13 protein-coding genes are annotated in these 17995 nt (G+C 42.0%); 7 read left to right on the top strand and 6 right to left on the bottom strand.

Annotated elements, in window-relative coordinates:
* Positions 1-421: 421 nt before the first annotated feature.
* Positions 422-1576 (top strand): alanine racemase, encoded by a 1155-nt coding sequence (gene alr, locus IE080_RS10005; RefSeq protein ID WP_189581562.1) that lies wholly within the window; start codon positions 422-424, stop codon positions 1574-1576.
* Between the two features lie 73 nt (positions 1577-1649).
* Here the strand turns inward: alr and IE080_RS10000 are convergent, their stop codons facing one another.
* Complete coding sequence (locus IE080_RS10000) at positions 1650-3725, bottom strand: protein-disulfide reductase DsbD family protein (protein WP_189581559.1); 2076 nt, start codon at positions 3723-3725, stop codon at positions 1650-1652.
* 184 nt (positions 3726-3909) lie between these two features.
* Entirely contained in the window at positions 3910-5298 is a 1389-nt protein-coding gene (locus IE080_RS09995) for a dipeptidase (protein ID WP_189581556.1), read from the bottom strand.
* A gap of 130 nt (positions 5299-5428) precedes the next feature.
* Here IE080_RS09995 and IE080_RS09990 point away from each other — a divergent pair, with 130 nt between their 5' ends.
* Positions 5429-6958: a zinc-binding dehydrogenase gene (locus IE080_RS09990; RefSeq protein ID WP_189581553.1), complete on the top strand. Its 1530-nt coding sequence runs from the start codon at positions 5429-5431 to the stop codon at positions 6956-6958.
* On the opposite strand, the gene IE080_RS09985 is transcribed toward IE080_RS09990, so the two are convergent.
* Both IE080_RS09985 and IE080_RS09980 read right to left on the bottom strand, forming a co-directional pair.
* Entirely contained in the window at positions 6955-8085 is a 1131-nt protein-coding gene (locus tag IE080_RS09985; protein WP_189581550.1) for a BamA/TamA family outer membrane protein, read from the bottom strand. The genes IE080_RS09990 and IE080_RS09985 overlap by 4 nt on opposite strands.
* Positions 8086-8109: 24 nt before the next feature.
* On the bottom strand, positions 8110-9042 hold the full coding sequence (locus tag IE080_RS09980; protein ID WP_189581547.1) for a hydrogen peroxide-inducible genes activator: 933 nt from the start codon (positions 9040-9042) through the stop codon (positions 8110-8112).
* A gap of 113 nt (positions 9043-9155) precedes the next feature.
* On the opposite strand from IE080_RS09980, the gene IE080_RS09975 reads away from it, so the two are divergent.
* The 3 genes from IE080_RS09975 to IE080_RS09965 are packed head-to-tail and all read left to right on the top strand — an operon-like array spanning position 9156 to position 12878.
* Entirely contained in the window at positions 9156-10187 is a 1032-nt protein-coding gene (locus tag IE080_RS09975; RefSeq protein WP_189581544.1) for a Fe(3+) ABC transporter substrate-binding protein, read from the top strand.
* Between the two features lie 3 nt (positions 10188-10190).
* The gene (locus IE080_RS09970; protein ID WP_189581541.1) at positions 10191-11828 is read left to right on the top strand and encodes an ABC transporter permease; all 1638 of its coding nucleotides are present in this window, start codon (positions 10191-10193) and stop codon (positions 11826-11828) included.
* Between the two features lie 12 nt (positions 11829-11840).
* Positions 11841-12878, top strand: a complete 1038-nt coding sequence (locus IE080_RS09965; protein WP_189581538.1) for an ABC transporter ATP-binding protein — start codon at positions 11841-11843, stop codon at positions 12876-12878.
* A 2-nt stretch (positions 12879-12880) separates the two neighbouring features.
* Here the strand turns inward: IE080_RS09965 and IE080_RS09960 are convergent, their stop codons facing one another.
* Positions 12881-14872 (bottom strand): IPT/TIG domain-containing protein, encoded by a 1992-nt coding sequence (locus IE080_RS09960; protein WP_189581535.1) that lies wholly within the window; start codon positions 14870-14872, stop codon positions 12881-12883.
* A gap of 73 nt (positions 14873-14945) precedes the next feature.
* Positions 14946-16073, bottom strand: coding sequence for a metallophosphoesterase (locus IE080_RS09955; RefSeq protein ID WP_189581532.1), 1128 nt, complete (start codon positions 16071-16073; stop codon positions 14946-14948).
* A gap of 609 nt (positions 16074-16682) precedes the next feature.
* Here IE080_RS09955 and IE080_RS09950 point away from each other — a divergent pair.
* Positions 16683-17684 carry a hypothetical protein gene (locus IE080_RS09950; RefSeq protein ID WP_189581529.1) on the top strand — a complete coding sequence of 334 codons (1002 nt, stop codon included), beginning with the start codon at positions 16683-16685 and terminating at the stop codon, positions 17682-17684.
* The coding region (locus IE080_RS09945; protein WP_189581526.1) for a hypothetical protein at positions 17684-17995 on the top strand (312 nt) is incomplete at its 3' end. The genes IE080_RS09950 and IE080_RS09945, both read left to right, overlap by 1 nt.

Genomic DNA, 17995 nt, shown 5'->3' with positions numbered 1-17995 from the left:
GGAGTTGAATTTCAACCCACGATTTGATTCAACCCCTACCGTGGTTGGGATTGCTGAAACGGGTTATCCACATTGAAACCCCGGGTGGCAACCCGGGGCTAATATCCTGCGGGATAAACCCCTATCGGGGTTTGTGCTCAGAATCAACATTCAAGTAGAAATGTAAATTTCCGTTGAACTATTATCCAACGATACAATAAGTTATTATCTAATTGAAAAATTATAACAGTATTACCAGCAGAACCCAACTCCGAAAGGAGTTGACTACCGAAGGTTATTAGCCCCGAGTCGCAACTCGGGGTAGAACGATACACCAAATCCCAATTGCCCAACTCCGAAAGGAGTTGAATTCTTTTCAGAGGACCAAGCAGTTTATCAACACTAAATTAGGGTAAATCGGATATGTTTATAACTTGCAGCCATGCGTCAAACATCCTATTTAGAAATCAGTCAATCCGCTTACCAATCCAATATTGAATTTTTAAGAAAAGACCTTGGACCGCAAACGGAAATTTCGGTGGTCGTCAAAGGCAATGCCTATGGTCATGGAATTGAAAACATCGTAGCTTTGGCAGAAAGTAATGGAATCAGACACTTCTCCACATTTTCAGCAGACGAAGCTTGGCGGGTTTTTCAAACAAGCAAGCACCAAAGTACCGTCATGATTATGGGAATGATCAATCCAGATGACTTAGCGGATGTAATTGCTACCGGAATTGAATTTTATGTATTCGACTTTGAAAGATTAGAACAGGCCATATCCATTTCAAAAAAAATCAATATTCCAGCCAAAATCCACATTGAAGTAGAAACAGGTTTTCACCGTACGGGCTTTGAGTGGGATGAGTTGGATTGGTTAGCATCTCTCGTGAAAGAAAACAAGGAATACATAGAGTTGAAAGGTTTATGCACACATTATGCAGGGGCGGAAAGTATTAGCAACTATGTGCGGATACGCAATCAAATCAAGCAATACCGCAAATTCAAAAAGTGGTTTAGCAATCAAGAAATACTTTTCGAAAAATACCATACCGCGTGTTCCGCCGCTAGTTTACTCTATCCCGAAACAAAAATGGACTTGGTAAGGATCGGAATTGCTTCCTATGGCTTTTGGCCTACACAAGAAACCTATATGTACCGCTTCCAATCCTTACCTGTGGATAACAAAAACCCCTTGAAAAGACTGATTTCATGGAAAAGCAGCATCATGAACACCAAAAAAGTCAAAATGGGGGACTTTATTGGCTATGGCTCAAGTTATATGGCCCCAAGAAATATGACCATCGCTCTTGTTCCGGTAGGCTATTGCCATGGCTTTAGCCGCATGCTGAGCAATCAAGGGAAGGTTTTGATTGGGGGAGTGATTGTACCCGTTGTAGGCACCGTCACCATGAACAGCATTGCTGTTGATATTACAGACTTGGAAAAGGTTCAAGCAGGAGACGAAGTTGTATTGATTGGCAAGCAAGGAAACCAAGAAATCTCTGTAGCATCTTTTGGCGAATCTTCCCAACAGGTCAATTATGAGTTGTTAACACGCTTACCTCAAAATATTCCCCGAAAGATTGTAGATTAAAAAAATCCTTAAAAAGAAAAACCTAACAAGTTATGGAAACATGTTAGGTTGATCTATATTCTTTATTCACAATTTAGCGTCTGCCAAACTCCGCTTTAGCCTCATCCAAGAAATTGACAAAATTCTGGATATTGGTATCATAAGCCTTCGGTCTTACCAACAATTGCTCTTGATGATCCAAAATCACATAGTATGGTTGTGCATTGTTATTGAAGCGTGTGATTTGAAAATCCGCATTTTGCTTACCGATGGTATTTTTCACTTTTCCATCAAATTCAGAGGTATACCACTCTGACTCCGGAAGTTGAAAACGCTCATCGATGTACAAAGCCACTATCACAAAATCTTCTTGTAGTCGCTGCAATACCTGTGGATCAGACCATACACGAGCCTCCATTTCTCTGCAATTCACACATCCGTGCCCTGTAAAGTCAATAAACAAAGGTTTTCCCGAACGCTTAGCTGCTGCCAAAGCTTGTTGATAATCAAAGTATCCTTGTAATCCATGAGGTAAGTGAAGGAAGTCTGCATACTTAGGCACGTCATCCAAGGAGGTTGCTTTTGATGCTCCCCCACGATTTTCCATGATATTGAAATCGTGAGTGGCCATTGGAGGAAGGTAACCACTCAAGGCTTTCAAAGGCGCTCCCCACAAGCCAGGTATCAAATACACTACAAAAACAAAGGTAACTATGGCCAACATCAGCCGTGGCACGGACAGGTAGTCCAAGGGAGAATCATGCGGCAGTCGGATTTTTCCAAGTAGGTACAACCCTAACAAGAAGAAAATCACAATCCATATCGCTAAGTATATGTCTCTATCCAACAATCCCCAATGATACACTTGATCGGCTACAGAAAGGAATTTGAAGGCAAGTGCTAGCTCTAGGAACCCCAAAACCACCTTCACAGAATTCAACCATCCACCGGATTTTGGTAAGGAATTTAACCATTCGGGGAAGATTGCAAACAGGGTAAATGGAATAGCAAATGCCAACGAAAATGAGAACATTCCCAGAATCGGTTTCACCAACGCGCCTCCTGCTGAGGAAATCAAGATAGAACCCACAATCGGACCTGTACAGGAAAAAGAAACCAACACCAAGGTGAAGGCCATAAAGAAAACACCTGCTAATCCCCCTTTATCGGCTTTTGCGTCTATTTTGTTGACAAAGCTACTCGGTAGCGTCAATTCAAACATCCCCAAAAATGCAAAAGCAAAGAAGATGAACACCAAGAAGAAGAATACATTAGGCACCCAATGTGTGGATAACCAATTGGCAAATTCAGGCCCTTGGATTGCTGCAACTGCCGTACCTGCAATGGTATAAATCGCAATGATTGAAAAACCGTACAAAAATGCATTTCTAATTCCTGTTGCCCTTGATTTGGCACGACCCGTGAAAAAAGTCACCGTCATTGGAATCATCGGAAACACGCAAGGTGTCAATAAAGCCGCCAAACCAGCCAAGAAAGCAATGATCATAAAACCAATCAAACCTTCTTGTTCCTCATCGGCTGTCAAGTCAATAAAGGTTGGTGCATCCGTAACCACTTCTTCGGCAATGCGATCAGCTGTGGCTTCTTGCATCTCAGCATCTTCCAACACTTCCTCCACAGATTCTTCCAAAACCACGGCTGATGCAGCAGCATCATTGACCGCTACTGTTCCGGTCGCTGTCGCAGTGATAGTGAAATCCTCTTCAAAAGGAATGCATTGACCTGTGACGTCGGAGCACATCTGATAATTGACAGAACCAACCAATTTGATAGTGTTGCCAGTTACTTTTACCAGCTGTTCAAATGTTCCTGTGCCCATGAAGTAGGTCACATCTCCTTCCCAGATTTCATCAAACTTTTTTCGTGGATTAATTGCCTTCAGACCATTTACTAATTGTACCCCATCGGTAGTTTTCAATTCCAACTCCGTCAACATGGGACCTAAATCCGGATCGAAATCATTAGAATAAATGTACCAATCTCTTGGAATCGTAGCCTTGAAGGTAACTTTCACTTCCGAACCCACACTCGGACTTTTTTCTGCCAGCTGTATACTCCACTTAGGTGGGGCAATCAACTGAGCAGAAGCTTGAAAGGATAGAAGTGTTACAAAGAAAAGAAGAAGAAAACTTTTCAGGTATGTTGACATGGTTATATACTTTTCCGCTGTAATAATGAGGAAATTAGGCAAATAGTTCAGTAATCCTTGGCACAAAAGGCCGATTGACTACTTGAAAGGATTAAAAACAAGTTGCGGTAATCACGCTCGAAAGGATATCAAGCATGATTGACCGCAATTTCTTTTTCTAACTAATTGTCACAAACAGTTTGCATCAAGCACTTGCCTGATCTTTGAAATGCTTGAAGAAGAAGGCAATGGTTTCGATCCCCATCAGGTAGTTGGCCACACCGTAGTGCTCATTAGGTGAATGCAAAGCATCAGTATCCAAACCAAAGCCCAATAAAATCGGATCTAAACCCAATTCCTGCTGGAATAGCGCACAAATAGGAATAGAACCACCCTCTCTCGTAGGAATGGCTTTTTTACCAAAAGCTTCTTGAATAGCTAAGTCAGCAGCACGATAACCCGGTGTATCAGTAGAAACCACCGCAGGTGCACCTCCATGATGAGGAGTCACTTTTACTTTTACAGAGGCTGGCGCGATGGATTTAAAGTGCGCTTCAAATAAGTTGGATATCTCTCTAAAGTCTTGGTTTGGAACCAAACGCATGGAAATCTTCGCATAAGCTTTGGAAGGGAGTACAGTTTTGGCGCCTTCTCCGGTATAACCTCCCCAGATTCCATTCACGTCTAATGTTGGACGGATACCTACACGCTCAATGGTCGTGTATCCTGCTTCACCGTGCACATCTGCCACATCCAATTTCTTTTTGTAATCCTCTAGATCAAACGGCGCTTCATTTAAAGCCTTTCTATAGGCTGCACTGTATTCCTCCACTTTATCATAAAAACCAGGAATGGTGATATGGTTGTTTTCATCCTGCAGGGAGGCAATCATTTGGCACAAGATATTGATAGGATTGGCAACAGCACCACCATAGGTTCCTGAGTGAAGATCCCTGTTAGGTCCAGTTACCTCCACTTCCATATAGGCTAAGCCTCTTAATCCTACCGTCACAGAAGGATCCTGTAGGGAAATCATATGCGTATCGGATACCAATACTACGTCCGCTTTTAATTTTTCTTTATTGGCTTTGACGAAAATATCCAAGTTTGCTGAACCCACTTCTTCTTCTCCCTCGATCATGAACTTCACATTACATGGCAAGGAGTTATTGGCCATCATCGCTTCAAAGGCTTTCACGTGCATGTAAAACTGACCTTTATCATCGGCCGAACCTCTGGCGAAAATAGCTCCTTCCGGATGTCTGTCAGTGGTTTTGATAACTGGTTCAAAAGGTGGAGAGTCCCATAATTCATACGGATCCGCAGGTTGCACATCGTAGTGGCCATACACCAAAACAGTTGGAAGTGCAGGATCAATGATTTTTTCTCCGTAAACTATTGGATAGCCTGCTGTCTGACACAATTCCACCTTATCCGCACCAGCTTTTTCCAACTGCTCCTTTACAAAGTCCGCAGCGGCAAACACATCGTTCTTAAACTTCGGATCGGCACTTACGGAAGGGATGCGAAGCAAATCAAACAACTCATTTAAAAATCGCTCTTTATTGTCTTGAATGTAGGTTTTTACTGACATTATGTATTGGGTTAATATTCGTAGTAACAATTATTTTAACTGATTCTTGAGTTTCGTTTTTTTCACATAACTCGTGGGCAAAATTACATTATTAAAGAGGATTTGCCTATTTTGAGCCAAACTTTTGATTATGAAAGCAATTATCTGTGAATCATACGGGCTACCCGATAGCCTTGTTTACAAAGAAGTGGCAAACCCAACTCCTGGAGAAAAAGAGGTTATCATTGAAGTGGCTGCCTGCGCAGTCAATTTTCCTGATGTGTTGATTATTCAAAACAAATATCAATTCAAACCTGAACTCCCTTTTTCGCCTGGAGGAGAAGTCTCGGGTGTAATTAAATCCGTGGGAAGCCAAGTGAAACATCTACAAGTTGGGCAGCGAGTATTGGCTTTGTGTGGCTGGGGTGGATTTGCAGAAGAGGTGAAAGTTGCTGCAGATCGGGTATTTCCAATTCCTCCCTTTATGGATGATGTAACTGCAGCATCCACGCTCTACACCTTTGGCACTTCTTATTTTGCACTAAAAAATCGTGCGCAATTAAAATCAGGGGAAACACTCCTCGTGTTAGGTGCTTCGGGCGGGGTTGGTTTGGCGGCTGTGGAATTGGGCAAGGTCATGGGTGCGACGCTCATAGCCGCAGCATCGACAGTGGATAAGTTGAATAGTTGCCACGAAAAAGGAGCCGATTACCTAATTAATTATGAAACAGAAGACCTCAAGGAACGTGTCAAAGAATTAACCAAAGGAAAAGGAGTGGATGTGGTCATAGATGTGGTAGGGGATAAATATGCAGAACCTGCACTCCGTAGCATGGCTTGGAAAGGCCGTTACCTGGTAGTTGGATTTGCCGCTGGAGAAATCCCTAAATTTCCCCTTAACTTGATTTTGCTCAAAGGTTGCTCGGTGATGGGTGTGTTTTGGGGAAGGTTTTCCACAGAGGAAGTACAAGCTAGTCAGCAAAATTTGATGGAATTGGTGGGGATGATTCAGGCTGGAAAAATCAGTCAGCACATACATCAGCTGTACAGTTTGGAAGAAAGCCCGAAGGCCTTGCAGGAAATGATGGATAGAAAGGTGGTGGGGAAAGCGGTAGTGGTCGTGAGGGAGGAGAAGCGAGAGACGAGAAGCGAGAATTTAGACTTGCCTCATGCAAGCAGGAGCAAGAGACAAGAACCAAGAACGGATAAAGCTAATGAAGAAAAAAGAGTGTTTCAGTCGGTGGGGGATTTGAGGGAGGCTGTGGGGACTTCTTTGGGGGTAAGTGATTGGGTGTTGGTGAGTCAGGACTTGATTCATCAATTTGCGGAGACCACAGATGATAAGCAGTGGATTCATGTGGATACGGAAAAGGCCCAAATGATGCTTCCAGGTGGAAAAAATATCGCCCATGGATATCTGACCTTATCACTGATTCCTAAATTACTTTATGGGTTGCTCCCGCTGGAAGGAGTGCAAATGGCGCTAAATTATGGTACGGAGAAAGTTCGTTTCCCGGCACCATTGTACTCGGGTGATTCCATCCGTCTTCATGCATCAATCATCAAAGTAGAAGACAGACCCGACGGGGCAGTAAGTCTGCATATACAGGCCACTATGGAGGCACAAAACTCAGAGAAGCCAGTTTGTGTCGCGGAGATTATTACAATTGTAAGGTTTTAAAACGCCTCCCCAATAAACAAATAAAACCCAGTGCCCTCTCTAGTAAAAGCCACATCCAATCGTGTATAGATATCCTTTTTTGGAAACAGCAAAAACCGGGCACCTGCACCGGCAGCCCAGGCTACTTTGTTGATGGAGGCTTGGGAAAAATCGGGGACGACCGTGGCGGCACTGGCAAAAACTGCCGCACCCAAGCGGTCTGTAAAGCCTAAAGGCAATGGAAGCATGCGGTATTCTACCTGTGTGGCTACTTGATTGCGGTCTCGAAATCTTCCCAAATAATACCCCCGCATCATACTTTCACCTCCCATCAAGGCCAATTGATTGAAAGGGACATCACCTGCCATAAATTGACCCAATAACTGAAAAGCCAATACATTATTGGCACCAACCGGTCGAAATAAGCGGGAGTCCAGCAAAAGTGCATTGAAATTAAACGTACTTAAGGCAGGGAAATAGCGAATTAAGGCCAACTCAGCAAAGTGACCATCCCGCACATTCAAAACATTGTGCCGATCATCGTACACAAGACCTAGCCCCAAACCCAAATTTCGAGAGCCTTCAAAGCCCAAAGGCAAATCGAAGGCGGGCGCATTTTCAGCCTTTTGGAAGTCTACTCGGGATAGTTGATTGTATTCCGCTTCCAAACCCCAATAGAGGTTGGGGCTGATTTCACGCAAGACCCGCTCCTTTATCCAAATTTGATTGGCATCGACCAAGGCCAAGTAATCCCTTGGGCTGTCCATCCCAATACCGTGATACTTCAAAGGAAAACTTTGCAAACGAATTTTCCCCAAAAAGAACCATTTGTTTTGATCCGTATAAATCGCATGGTCAAACCAAATTCCGTATTGGTTTTCCAAGGTTATGAAAGTAAAACCATTGATTTCACTCAAGCGATTTGTTGTATCGCGCTTGGGGTAATAGACATACAAAGAGGAAAAACCAATCTCCCAACTTGTCTCCGGTGCATAGGCTAAGGTCGGGTACACCAAAAACTGCGGCCTACTGATATCGGTGGTGTCATTCAACACCTTATTCAAATATTTTCTTGCAAATGACTGGGCAGTCAAATCTTGCATCAAAAAAAAGAATACCAAACACAGCAGGAACCGTTTTCCCTTCATCCCAATAAAATTTAAGTCCGAAAACTACTTAAACTTTACGATTTTACCATGCGCTTTGGAAGTCATGCTTTGAGGAATGTTTTCGGTGATTTCGTTAAAGAGCAACTCCACCAACTTTTTCTTAAGATAACTTCTGTTCAGCACAATACTTACCTCCCGCATGGGTTCCTCTCCTTCAAAGGGTCTCAAACGCTGCTTTTCTTCAGCAGACAAATCAAAGGTGGCCAATTCCGGAAGCAGGGTCATGCCTTCATATTCGTTGACCATATTTTTCAAGCCCTCTAGAGAACCGCTTTCGTAGTGGAAATTCATGCGCTGAAACTTGGTTTGGTCACACAACCTAAAAACCTGATCGCGGAAACAATGTCCTTGCTGCAATACCCACATATCATCAGTCTCTAGGTCACCAACCACTAGTTTTGGTTTGTGTAACAAGGGATGTCCTTCGGAGAGGTAAGCATAAAACTTTTCGTAAAACATGGGCTTTTCTACAATCCCATTTTCCTCCAAAGGAGTTACCACAATGCCCAAATCCAACTCATCATTTTTGAGTTTGCGGACTATTTCTTCGGTCACAATCTCCTCTACCTGTACTTTTACATGCGGGTATTTTTCCAAAAAACTTCTGATAAACCGATGCAAAAGGTACGGTGCCAGGGTTGGGATAATTCCGATTTTGATCAATCCGGAGATATCACCCTTCAATTGTGCAACCAATTCAAAAATTCCTTTACTCTCTGAAACAACTTTTTTTGCCTGTCCAATAATCTGAATCCCAATCTCCGTAGGAATCACCGGCATTTTACTTCTATCAAACAAAATAACCCCTAATTCATTCTCCAATTTTTGAATTTGGGCACTCAAGGTAGGTTGCGTTACAAAGCAAGACTCAGCTGCTTGGCCGAAATGCCGAAACTTGTCAACAGCTAATACATATTCTAATTGTTGAATAGTCATAATGAAAAACTTCAGGGTTGATGAACTTCTGCTAGCAAATATAAAATCTTTTTTGTGTTTATTTAGATTTGATTTAAATAATGATTAATTTCGCCCTCTCAAAATAACGAACTATGCTTAAAGCACTTATTCAATCAACATTTGTAGCACTTGCCGGGGCTTTTTTGATTGCCTGTGGAAGCGCCAACCAAGAAGAAGTTGTCAATGTCTACACACACAGACATTATGAAGCCGATCAGCAACTCTTCGACATGTTTACCGAAGCCACTGGCATCAAAGTAAACGTAGTGTCTGCCTCAGCGGATGAATTGATCCAGAAATTAGAATTGGAAGGACCTAACTCCCCTGCCGATGTATTGATCACTGTCGATGCAGGAAGACTGTACCGTGCACAAACCAAAGATTTGTTGCAAGCAGTATCTTCTGATGTGTTAAACAGTAACATTCCTGCAAAGTTTAGAGAGCCTGCCGGAAACTGGTTTGGATTGACCTACAGAGCTAGAATTTTAGCTTACAGCGTGGACCGAGTTAGTCCAGAAGAATTGAGTTCGTATGAAGCATTAACCGAAGAAAACTGGAAAGGCAGAGTATTGACCCGCTCGTCTGAGAACATCTACAATCAATCCTTGTTAGCTTCTGTCATTGCACATAAAGGCAGTGAAGGTGCAGCAGAATGGGCTTCAGGCTTGTTGGCTAATATGGCTAGAGTACCCAAAGGTTCTGACAGAGATCAAGTAAAAGCAGTGGCATCGGGTGAAGGAGATGTTGCCATCGTCAATACATATTATATCGGGATCATGTTAAATGATGCGAATGAGGAAGAGCGCAAAGCTGCTGAAAAAGTGGGCATCTTCTTCCCAAATCAGGATGACAGAGGTACACATATCAACATTTCAGGTGCAGGTGTAACCAAATATGCTCCAAACAAAGACAATGCAATCAAATTGCTAGAATTCCTTTCTTCTAAAGATGCACAGGAGTTTTTGGCAAATATCAACTTTGAATACCCTGTCAATCCTGCTGCTGCTTTCTCAGAGCAATTATTGAAGTGGGGTACCTTCAAAGCAGATGATATTAACCTTTCTGTGTTGGGTGAAAACAACAGTGAGGCAGTGGTAATCTTTGACAAAGTAGGCTGGAAATAAGGTTTGGAATTAGTCAAACGAACGTATTACTGGTGGAATAAATGGACTGGCTACTCGCTGCTGATACTGCTGCTGGTAGCCACTCCTTTGTTAACCATTTTTTTTAAAATCTTCGATAGCCCTGGAGATAGCTGGAAGCATATTTCCGAAACACTCCTGTGGGGATACTTCCAAAACACCGTTTTCATTCTAATCGGTGTGGCTTTTTTCACTTTTTTATTAGGAGTCAGCACGGCATGGCTGGTTTCCAATTACGAATTCCCCGGAAGAAAATACTTCGAGTGGTTATTGATTCTACCGCTTAGTTTTCCCGGTTATATCATGGCCTACACTTATGTAGGTTTATTGAGTTATACAGGACCCATCCAAAGTTTTCTAAGAAACAATTTCGACATCACTTTCAAGGGGCCTTTGATTGATCTGATGAATTTACCCGGGACAATTTTTATTCTCTCGGTTACGCTGTTTCCATATGTTTTTCTGATCAGCCGTACATCTTTTTTACAGCAATCCAAAAGTTTGCAGGAAGCTTCCTTCTTGTTGGGAAGCAACCGCTTTCAGACCTTCTTCAAAGTAGCTTTACCAATGGCAAGGCCTGCTATCGTGGGCGGCATCGCTTTGGCCTCCATGGAGGTGCTCAACGATTATGGAACGGTAAAATATTTCGGAGTCAACACCTTTACGACTGGGATTTTCCGTTCTTGGTTTTCATTGGGAGACTCCACTACTGCAATCTATCTGGCAGCCATCTTGATGATATTTGTCTTCACGATTCTTTATTTGGAGTCCTGGCAACGGGGCAACCGTCAATATGCTTCCCTCAAAGGGACCCATAAACCAACGGTGAGATTAGAGCCTACGAAACCTAAACAATTCCTGTACACCAGCATCTGCCTAGTAATCTTCCTAGTAAGTTTCCTGATACCATTTTTCCAGATATTGCATTGGGTAAGTATGACTTATCAAAAAGTCATCAACCAGGATTTCTTCTTGTTGATCTATAGAAGTTTCACCTTAGCAGCAATCACAGGAGTGGTGATTGTCATCCTCTCCGTGATTTTGTTGTACACCCTTCGTTTGAGTCCATTCAAATGGATCAAAAACATTACAAAAATCTCCACTTTGGGCTATGCCATCCCCGGTGCTGTTATTGCTGTGGGAATTATGATTCCGTTTTTAGCGTTTGACAAATGGGTGTACAATACCTTCCTGACTGCTAAAACAGCCGGTCTATTCCTTTCTGGAACACTCTTCGCATTGGTCTTTGCCTACGTGGTCCGCTTTATGGCCGTGGGTTACAATCCTGTAGAATCAGGATTTCAAAAAATAGGCATTCATGTGAATGAGGCTAGCCGATTGCTAGGAAGCAGGAGTACCAAAACACTCTTTAAAATTGACCTTCCACTGATCAAAAACTCCCTTGTTTCGGGGGTATTATTGGTATTTGTGGATGTGTTAAAAGAATTACCCTTAACTTTGATCCTGCGACCGTTTAATTACCAAACGCTGGCGACCAAGACATTTGATATGGCCACCAACGAAATGATCGCTGAATCATCAAATGCTGCGTTGATCATTATCTTGACCGGAATTATTCCCATAATTTTGCTCAACCGCTTGATCAACAAAAAAATTGGATAGACCCGAGATTGGATGAGTATTCTTTCACTTACACACGTCAATAAAAAGTACAGCCAAGCAAAAGATTTTGCTGTTAACGATGTCTCTTTTGAAGTAGCAGAAGGCGAGATCTTGGCATTGGTGGGAGAAAGTGGCTCGGGAAAAACTACCTTACTCCGACTGATAGCTGGATTGGAACACCCTGATGATGGTGTAATTTCCCTCTCAGGACAGGTAATTGTGGAAGGTAAAAAATCTGTCCCTGCACATGAACGCAAGGTCGGCATGGTATTTCAGGATTATGCCCTCTTTCCCCATTTGACGATTTTGGAAAACATCAAATTCGGATTGGATAAAAAGCTTCCCAACAAAGATGAAGTGGCGGAAGAAACCCTTCGCTTGGTAGGTCTAAAAGAAGATTTTAGCAAATATCCACACCAACTTTCCGGAGGTCAGCAGCAGCGTGTGGCTTTGGCACGGGCCATAGCCCCAAATCCGAAAATATTGTTGATGGATGAACCATTCAGTAATTTGGATACCGTATTGAAGGATCAGGTACGGGAGGAAATCCGCCAAATTATCAAAAAAACAGGGATCACGGCTATTTTTGTCACCCATGATACCCGTGATGCACTATCCACAGCAGACCGGATTGCAATCTTACACAAAGGCTATCTCCAACAAATCGATATTCCAAAAAACTTATACGAACATCCCGTCAATGCCTATGTAGCCAACTTTTTCGGTAAGTTGAATGTGATGATGGCAACACCAACCAAAGATGGTTTTTACACATCCTTTGGTTTTATTTCAGACCCAGAGGCCAGTAAATACCATGAGCAAGTGCGCATCACCTTCCGTCCTGAACATGGGGAAGTGGTGCAGCGGGAAGGACAGCAATTGATCGGAAGAATCGCCAAAGCTTCCTATTTTGGAGATCACCAAATCGTAAAAATTGCAGATTCCGAAGGTAAGCGCGTGAGTATCCGGACCAACCCGGGGAGAAGTTTTGATGGGCAGGACCGGGCACATTTCTTTTTATGGAAGTATTGTATAGAGGAAGCGTTTTAGGCCTACTTCTTTACCCATTTCAATAAATCGTATTCTACGCCTTCATTGATGTAGTTAGTTTCGGCAGCCCCACCGCCGATGTAAGCTTCCCCATTCAGCACAAAAGCAAAACCACGGTATCTTCCCTTATGACCTACAGGGGGGCCATGGGACCAAGTATTGGTCTGAGGGTCATATACATGGGATTCGGGAGAACCCGAACCTACCACAGATGAACCAATCGCGGTATAGCCTTTCCCATTCAAAGCAAAACCAACAGAGTACAATCGAGCATACGCTTGATCTGCCATCCTAGTCCAAGTATCAGCTGGATCGTAGCGCATCATATCCACTTCACCCGTATTGCTCGCACCATCCGTAATATAGGCTTTACCGTCGATCACAAAAGTTACCGCCTTAATTCTTCCGGCAGCTAAGGGTTGTGCAATCGGCTTCCATTGGTTGGAGGTTGATTCATAGCTGTAAAAATCCTGATAAGAGGTATTATCTCGCATGCCCATACCCAAATAAACTTTCTGACCGATGGCAAACATGGAAGAGTTAACCCGATAGGGACCTATGAAGCGCGCACGTTCCTTCCAAGAAATCCCATCAAATTCCCAGACTTCATTGCGATCATTGGCTGTATATAGGTATCCTTTGTTACCTGTCGAAGCAGTATTCCCAAAATGGCTCAGTTCAAAAGGTAATTCATGCTTTTTCCAAGACAGATTTGTAGGATTAAACTCCCACATATACAATTTTTGGAAATCATTTTTCCCCACTGCAAATACATAGGCCTTATTGTTGACGACAAATGTGCCTGGCCCTCCATAGTAAGCAAATGGAAGTGTTGTCGAAATCAAGAGCCACTCATCTTTAATACACACATCTGTTTGGCCTTTGGTAGAAGCTCCAGCTACTATCACCTCCACCGTCATCTTTCCTCTAGGGAAAGGACCTTGGGGTACCATAGCGTATAGCTTATCTGGGTAAACATCCATCACTTCCGCTTCCACTCCTTCCAACAAAACCATGTTTTTATGGGAAATCGGGTGAAAGTTTGAACCAAAAATCTCAATCATTTGATAGGTATCCATGCATTCATCATAAGATTCAATGATGGGGGCTTTGATTTCGAAAAACTCCTCCGAAATCACCGTCTGCCGTTGAGCTTTCACGGTAATCTTACTTTTGGCTATATCCAAATCATCCGGCACTATTACAATCAATTTATTTCGCTCAGCACCAATAACCTGCGCAGGTACTTCCCCAAAATACACTTCATTTTCACTCGGTTGGTCTCCAAAATGCGCTCCTTCAATGATCACTTCCTCACGAAAAGTAGCCGTCAATGGAGATATTTTGTTAATCTCAGGGGTTGCCAATTCATAAGGGTATTCCACAGCTTTGCCATAAACTACCGCACGGATGACAAACTTTGCACTTGTGAGATTAGGTGGAATGACCGTAGTGATGACACTGTCCTGAGCAGTAAATGTTTCTATGGGCTGTTGGTCAAAATAAAGGGCTGTACTTTCACGGCTTATTCCCAGATTTGTTCCCACAATTTTTATGGTCTCATTGAGGTGACCTTTCGTAGGATCTACGCGCGAGATTTGAGGAGCCACACTTCCGTTGGAAAAAAAAGAAATGATTTTACCATAAAACATTCCGCTAGCAGACTCCCCATATGCACGAAAATAATATTTTTGCTGGTCCTGAATCCCTGATAGTACTGCTGCAGAAAACTCTCCCTTCCCCTCCGGCGTACCCAAAGAGATCTTTCGTTGGGCCAGATTCCATACGTTGGTGTCTTGGGTGTACATAAAACCATGTTCCGTGAGCCCCTTTTCCTGAATGATTTCACCAAAAAAGCGTGCACCTCCATCCGCCAAAATTTCAACACGGCTTGATCGCACCGCATCCACTCGGATATCCGGACCATCATTTTCCGAACAAGCAAACAAGGTAATTGCCAGCGAGGTATATAAGAAAAGCTTCTGAAACTTCATAGGGAAAGGCTAAGGGTACAAGATGTTAAAATAAATCAAAGAAAAATTACAATCCTAGCAATTACCAAAAGTCTTAGTCAAAAAACATATGACGGATTTCATGAAGTGGTAATTCCTCCAAGACCTCTCGTTCAGAGATTCCATTCAAATTGTGCCAAGAGACTAATCGAACCGCTCCATCCGCTATCTCTATTCCTGTAATACTATGGTCACTGAAGCAGCAGCAACCCGCATTGAAATAGGTTGGGCGGTACTTTCCGTTGGTATTTGCCGCTACCCGACATTGCTCTGGATGTCGGTCTATTTTTTCTTGCAATTCATGGATTTTTTTGATTTCCCCATGCACTTCAGCCTCTGCCAAGGCTTCTTTCAATGACTGCAAATGACTATACGAATGAAAAATCGGCTGATGCGTATGGCCTGTAATTAAAATCAGGTTTTCCTGTTGCTGACTCCATTCGTACATGATCCGATTATGGAGTGTTTTCTCCGTTTGAGTACTGGCAGGACTGTTGATGTTAATTTCCAGAAAAGATTGAAAAGGTCCCCAGATATAGGTGACAAACCACTTGGAAAACGCATTCCCATCTGAATTTTGATCCCCCTGATGCCCATGGGTGCAAAAGACATCTACATTTTTCCCGTTTTCCAATGCTACGCGTATGACAATTCCACCGTAGATGTTGATTGCCTTCCCATAGAGTTGCCGAAGATACATTTCTGCAAAGGGGTCTATTTTCCAAAAAAGATCATGATTGCCATAGATTTTATAAAATGCATTACGCTCCACAAACATGCGCTCTCGTTCAAAAGTAGCTTTATTGTGCTTCATGATAGAAAAGATATTAAACTTCCAAAACTCCTCTGAATCTCCCAGATTGATATACATTGCCCCTTTACCATTGTAATAATCCAAGGCTGCCAAATAATTCTTTTCTGCATTCCTAAACTCGTCGCCGGTACCTCGATTCCCTTTATGATGGTCCGAAAAAATAATAGTAGTTCCTCCCCTAAGGTCCAATTCATACAACGCACCCTCATTGGAATTTGGGTTATCCACAATTTCACGATAAATTTCTGTCAAGCGTTTAAATACCTGCTCTTTATCCGGAGAAGAAGACACCCTCCTAGCCAACCAAATCGTCGGTTTCCTCAACAAAAAAATAATCGGCTGTTTCAACTTGTTCAAAAAATTCTTCATGCTATTTGAATTTTCCTGAAAGTAACAATTTCTGTATACATACCCAAATGATTGGGAACGCAGATGAGGCGGGTGCAGGCAACGCTGATTATAGACCGGTTTTTTTATGAACAAAACTCACTCGTGGCGAGCGCAGCGACAAAACGTTGCGCTCGTTGCGAGAAATAGCCCCTGTAAAGAATAGTGAAGAAGGCTTTTGTGAAAATCCTCAAGCCTTGTGTCAAATTAAAAACCATGCTATTGAACATAATCTCATAGGCTACCAAAGCAAAAACCTTCTGTGTTAATCTGAGCAATCTGTGGACATTTTTTTCAGATTAGATTTCGGTCAATATTTTCATTGCGCCCGTGGCGCCCATTCGTTGCGCCCGTTGCGTGAAACCAACATGTCGAATGATGTAGGGAAGGGAATGCGGATCAAACGGGCCCTGGCATCGCAGATGTTAACCAGAATTTTTTATATGTTATAGGGTCAAAAAATAGACTTTAATTCTTACTAATTAAAATTAAGCGATTATAAGTACTTAATAATTGGATATCGACCAATTTTTGAAAACTTATTTTTTTTTGTGGCGTGAAAAGTGGTATTAACTCTAGACCCCACTAATTATGAGTACTTTACAGTACATTCACAAACATGACAAAACATTAAGAAATTATGTTTTGAAAAAATTCTTCAACAGATGCAAACCATATGTCGCTGTTTGCATGTTGACTGGTTTGCTATTCTTAGGGTCCTGCCAAGAATTAGAGCAGGTTGAGCCACTTGTGGAAGAAAGCATCGATACTTCTTTTGATCGAGCTAAGTTTTTGAATGCAGTTAACTTAGCTGCTGGAAAATATATCGCAAATTCTAACAATGATTATACCTCCTTAAATTTTAGAAGAGTTGAAAATTTAGAAGAACAAGGCATTCAGTTTATGAATGATATAGCATCAGAGTTTAATAATGAGAATCATTGGTTCAATGCATATTCATCAACCAACTTTGATCAAATATGGAACAACAGTAATCATACCTATCTTTCAAAAAAAGATCTCCCATCACCTGTAAAAAAGCATATTGAAGATTTTGAAAGTGTTGTAGACAAAATAGCTTTTGATTATGAACAAGGAAACTATCATAACGAAGACGAATTGATATCAAGGCTCAAATCAGAACTTACAAGAAAAGGCAACCAAATCTCTGGCGATAATAATATATCCTTGGATGTTAGATTAGGGATATCTGAAACATTCTTTCTTCTAAATGAAACCTTCGATGACTTAGGATCCATGCTAAAGGCAGAGGAATTAGAGAATGGATTCGTTAATTTTAAAAATAGGTGGGTCAGAGCTATTGTTAGAACAATTATTTTTGTTGCTGTAACTACTGCTGTTATTTACTCAGCTGGCACACTTCTTACGAGTATGAAACTTGGTTCAATTATAAGCGGACACAAGGTGGGAGTATCATTAATTAAAAATGGTATTACACTCAGTAATGGATTAAAATTATACTCGTTTAAATACAGTATAGGGTTTGGAATAATTTATGCTGGCAAGAGTTGGGACAAATCGTGGAAAGGTCTGCCGCAAGAGTTAACTTTTGGTGTCAAATTATCTCAATAATGAAATCTTTAATCTTAACTTCATTCATTCTGTTTTTTGTTCCAAACTTTCTCTTTGCCCAATGGCCAAGAGAAGAGGGGGATATAACAAAAACACCATATTACAAAAGGGGACTGGGGCCATATTTGGTGGCCCCTTCATTTACCTATACCCATACTATCAATCTCAACAGTTTCCTTGCTGAAAATGATTTTCCTACTATACCGTCTGGCGCATTGAATGTTGGATTTGGTTTTAATTGGAGATTTAATCGATTGGAAGTCGGGCCTCAAGTTCTTTTAGGAAGACAGTCAAATGAATCTTTAAATCCA

This window comes from Mongoliitalea lutea (assembly GCF_014652135.1).
Taxonomy (GTDB): Bacteria; Bacteroidota; Bacteroidia; order Cytophagales; family Cyclobacteriaceae; genus Mongoliitalea; species Mongoliitalea lutea.
Note: the sequence above shows the minus strand (reverse complement) of the source record. Positions and strands in the feature narration are given on the sequence as shown.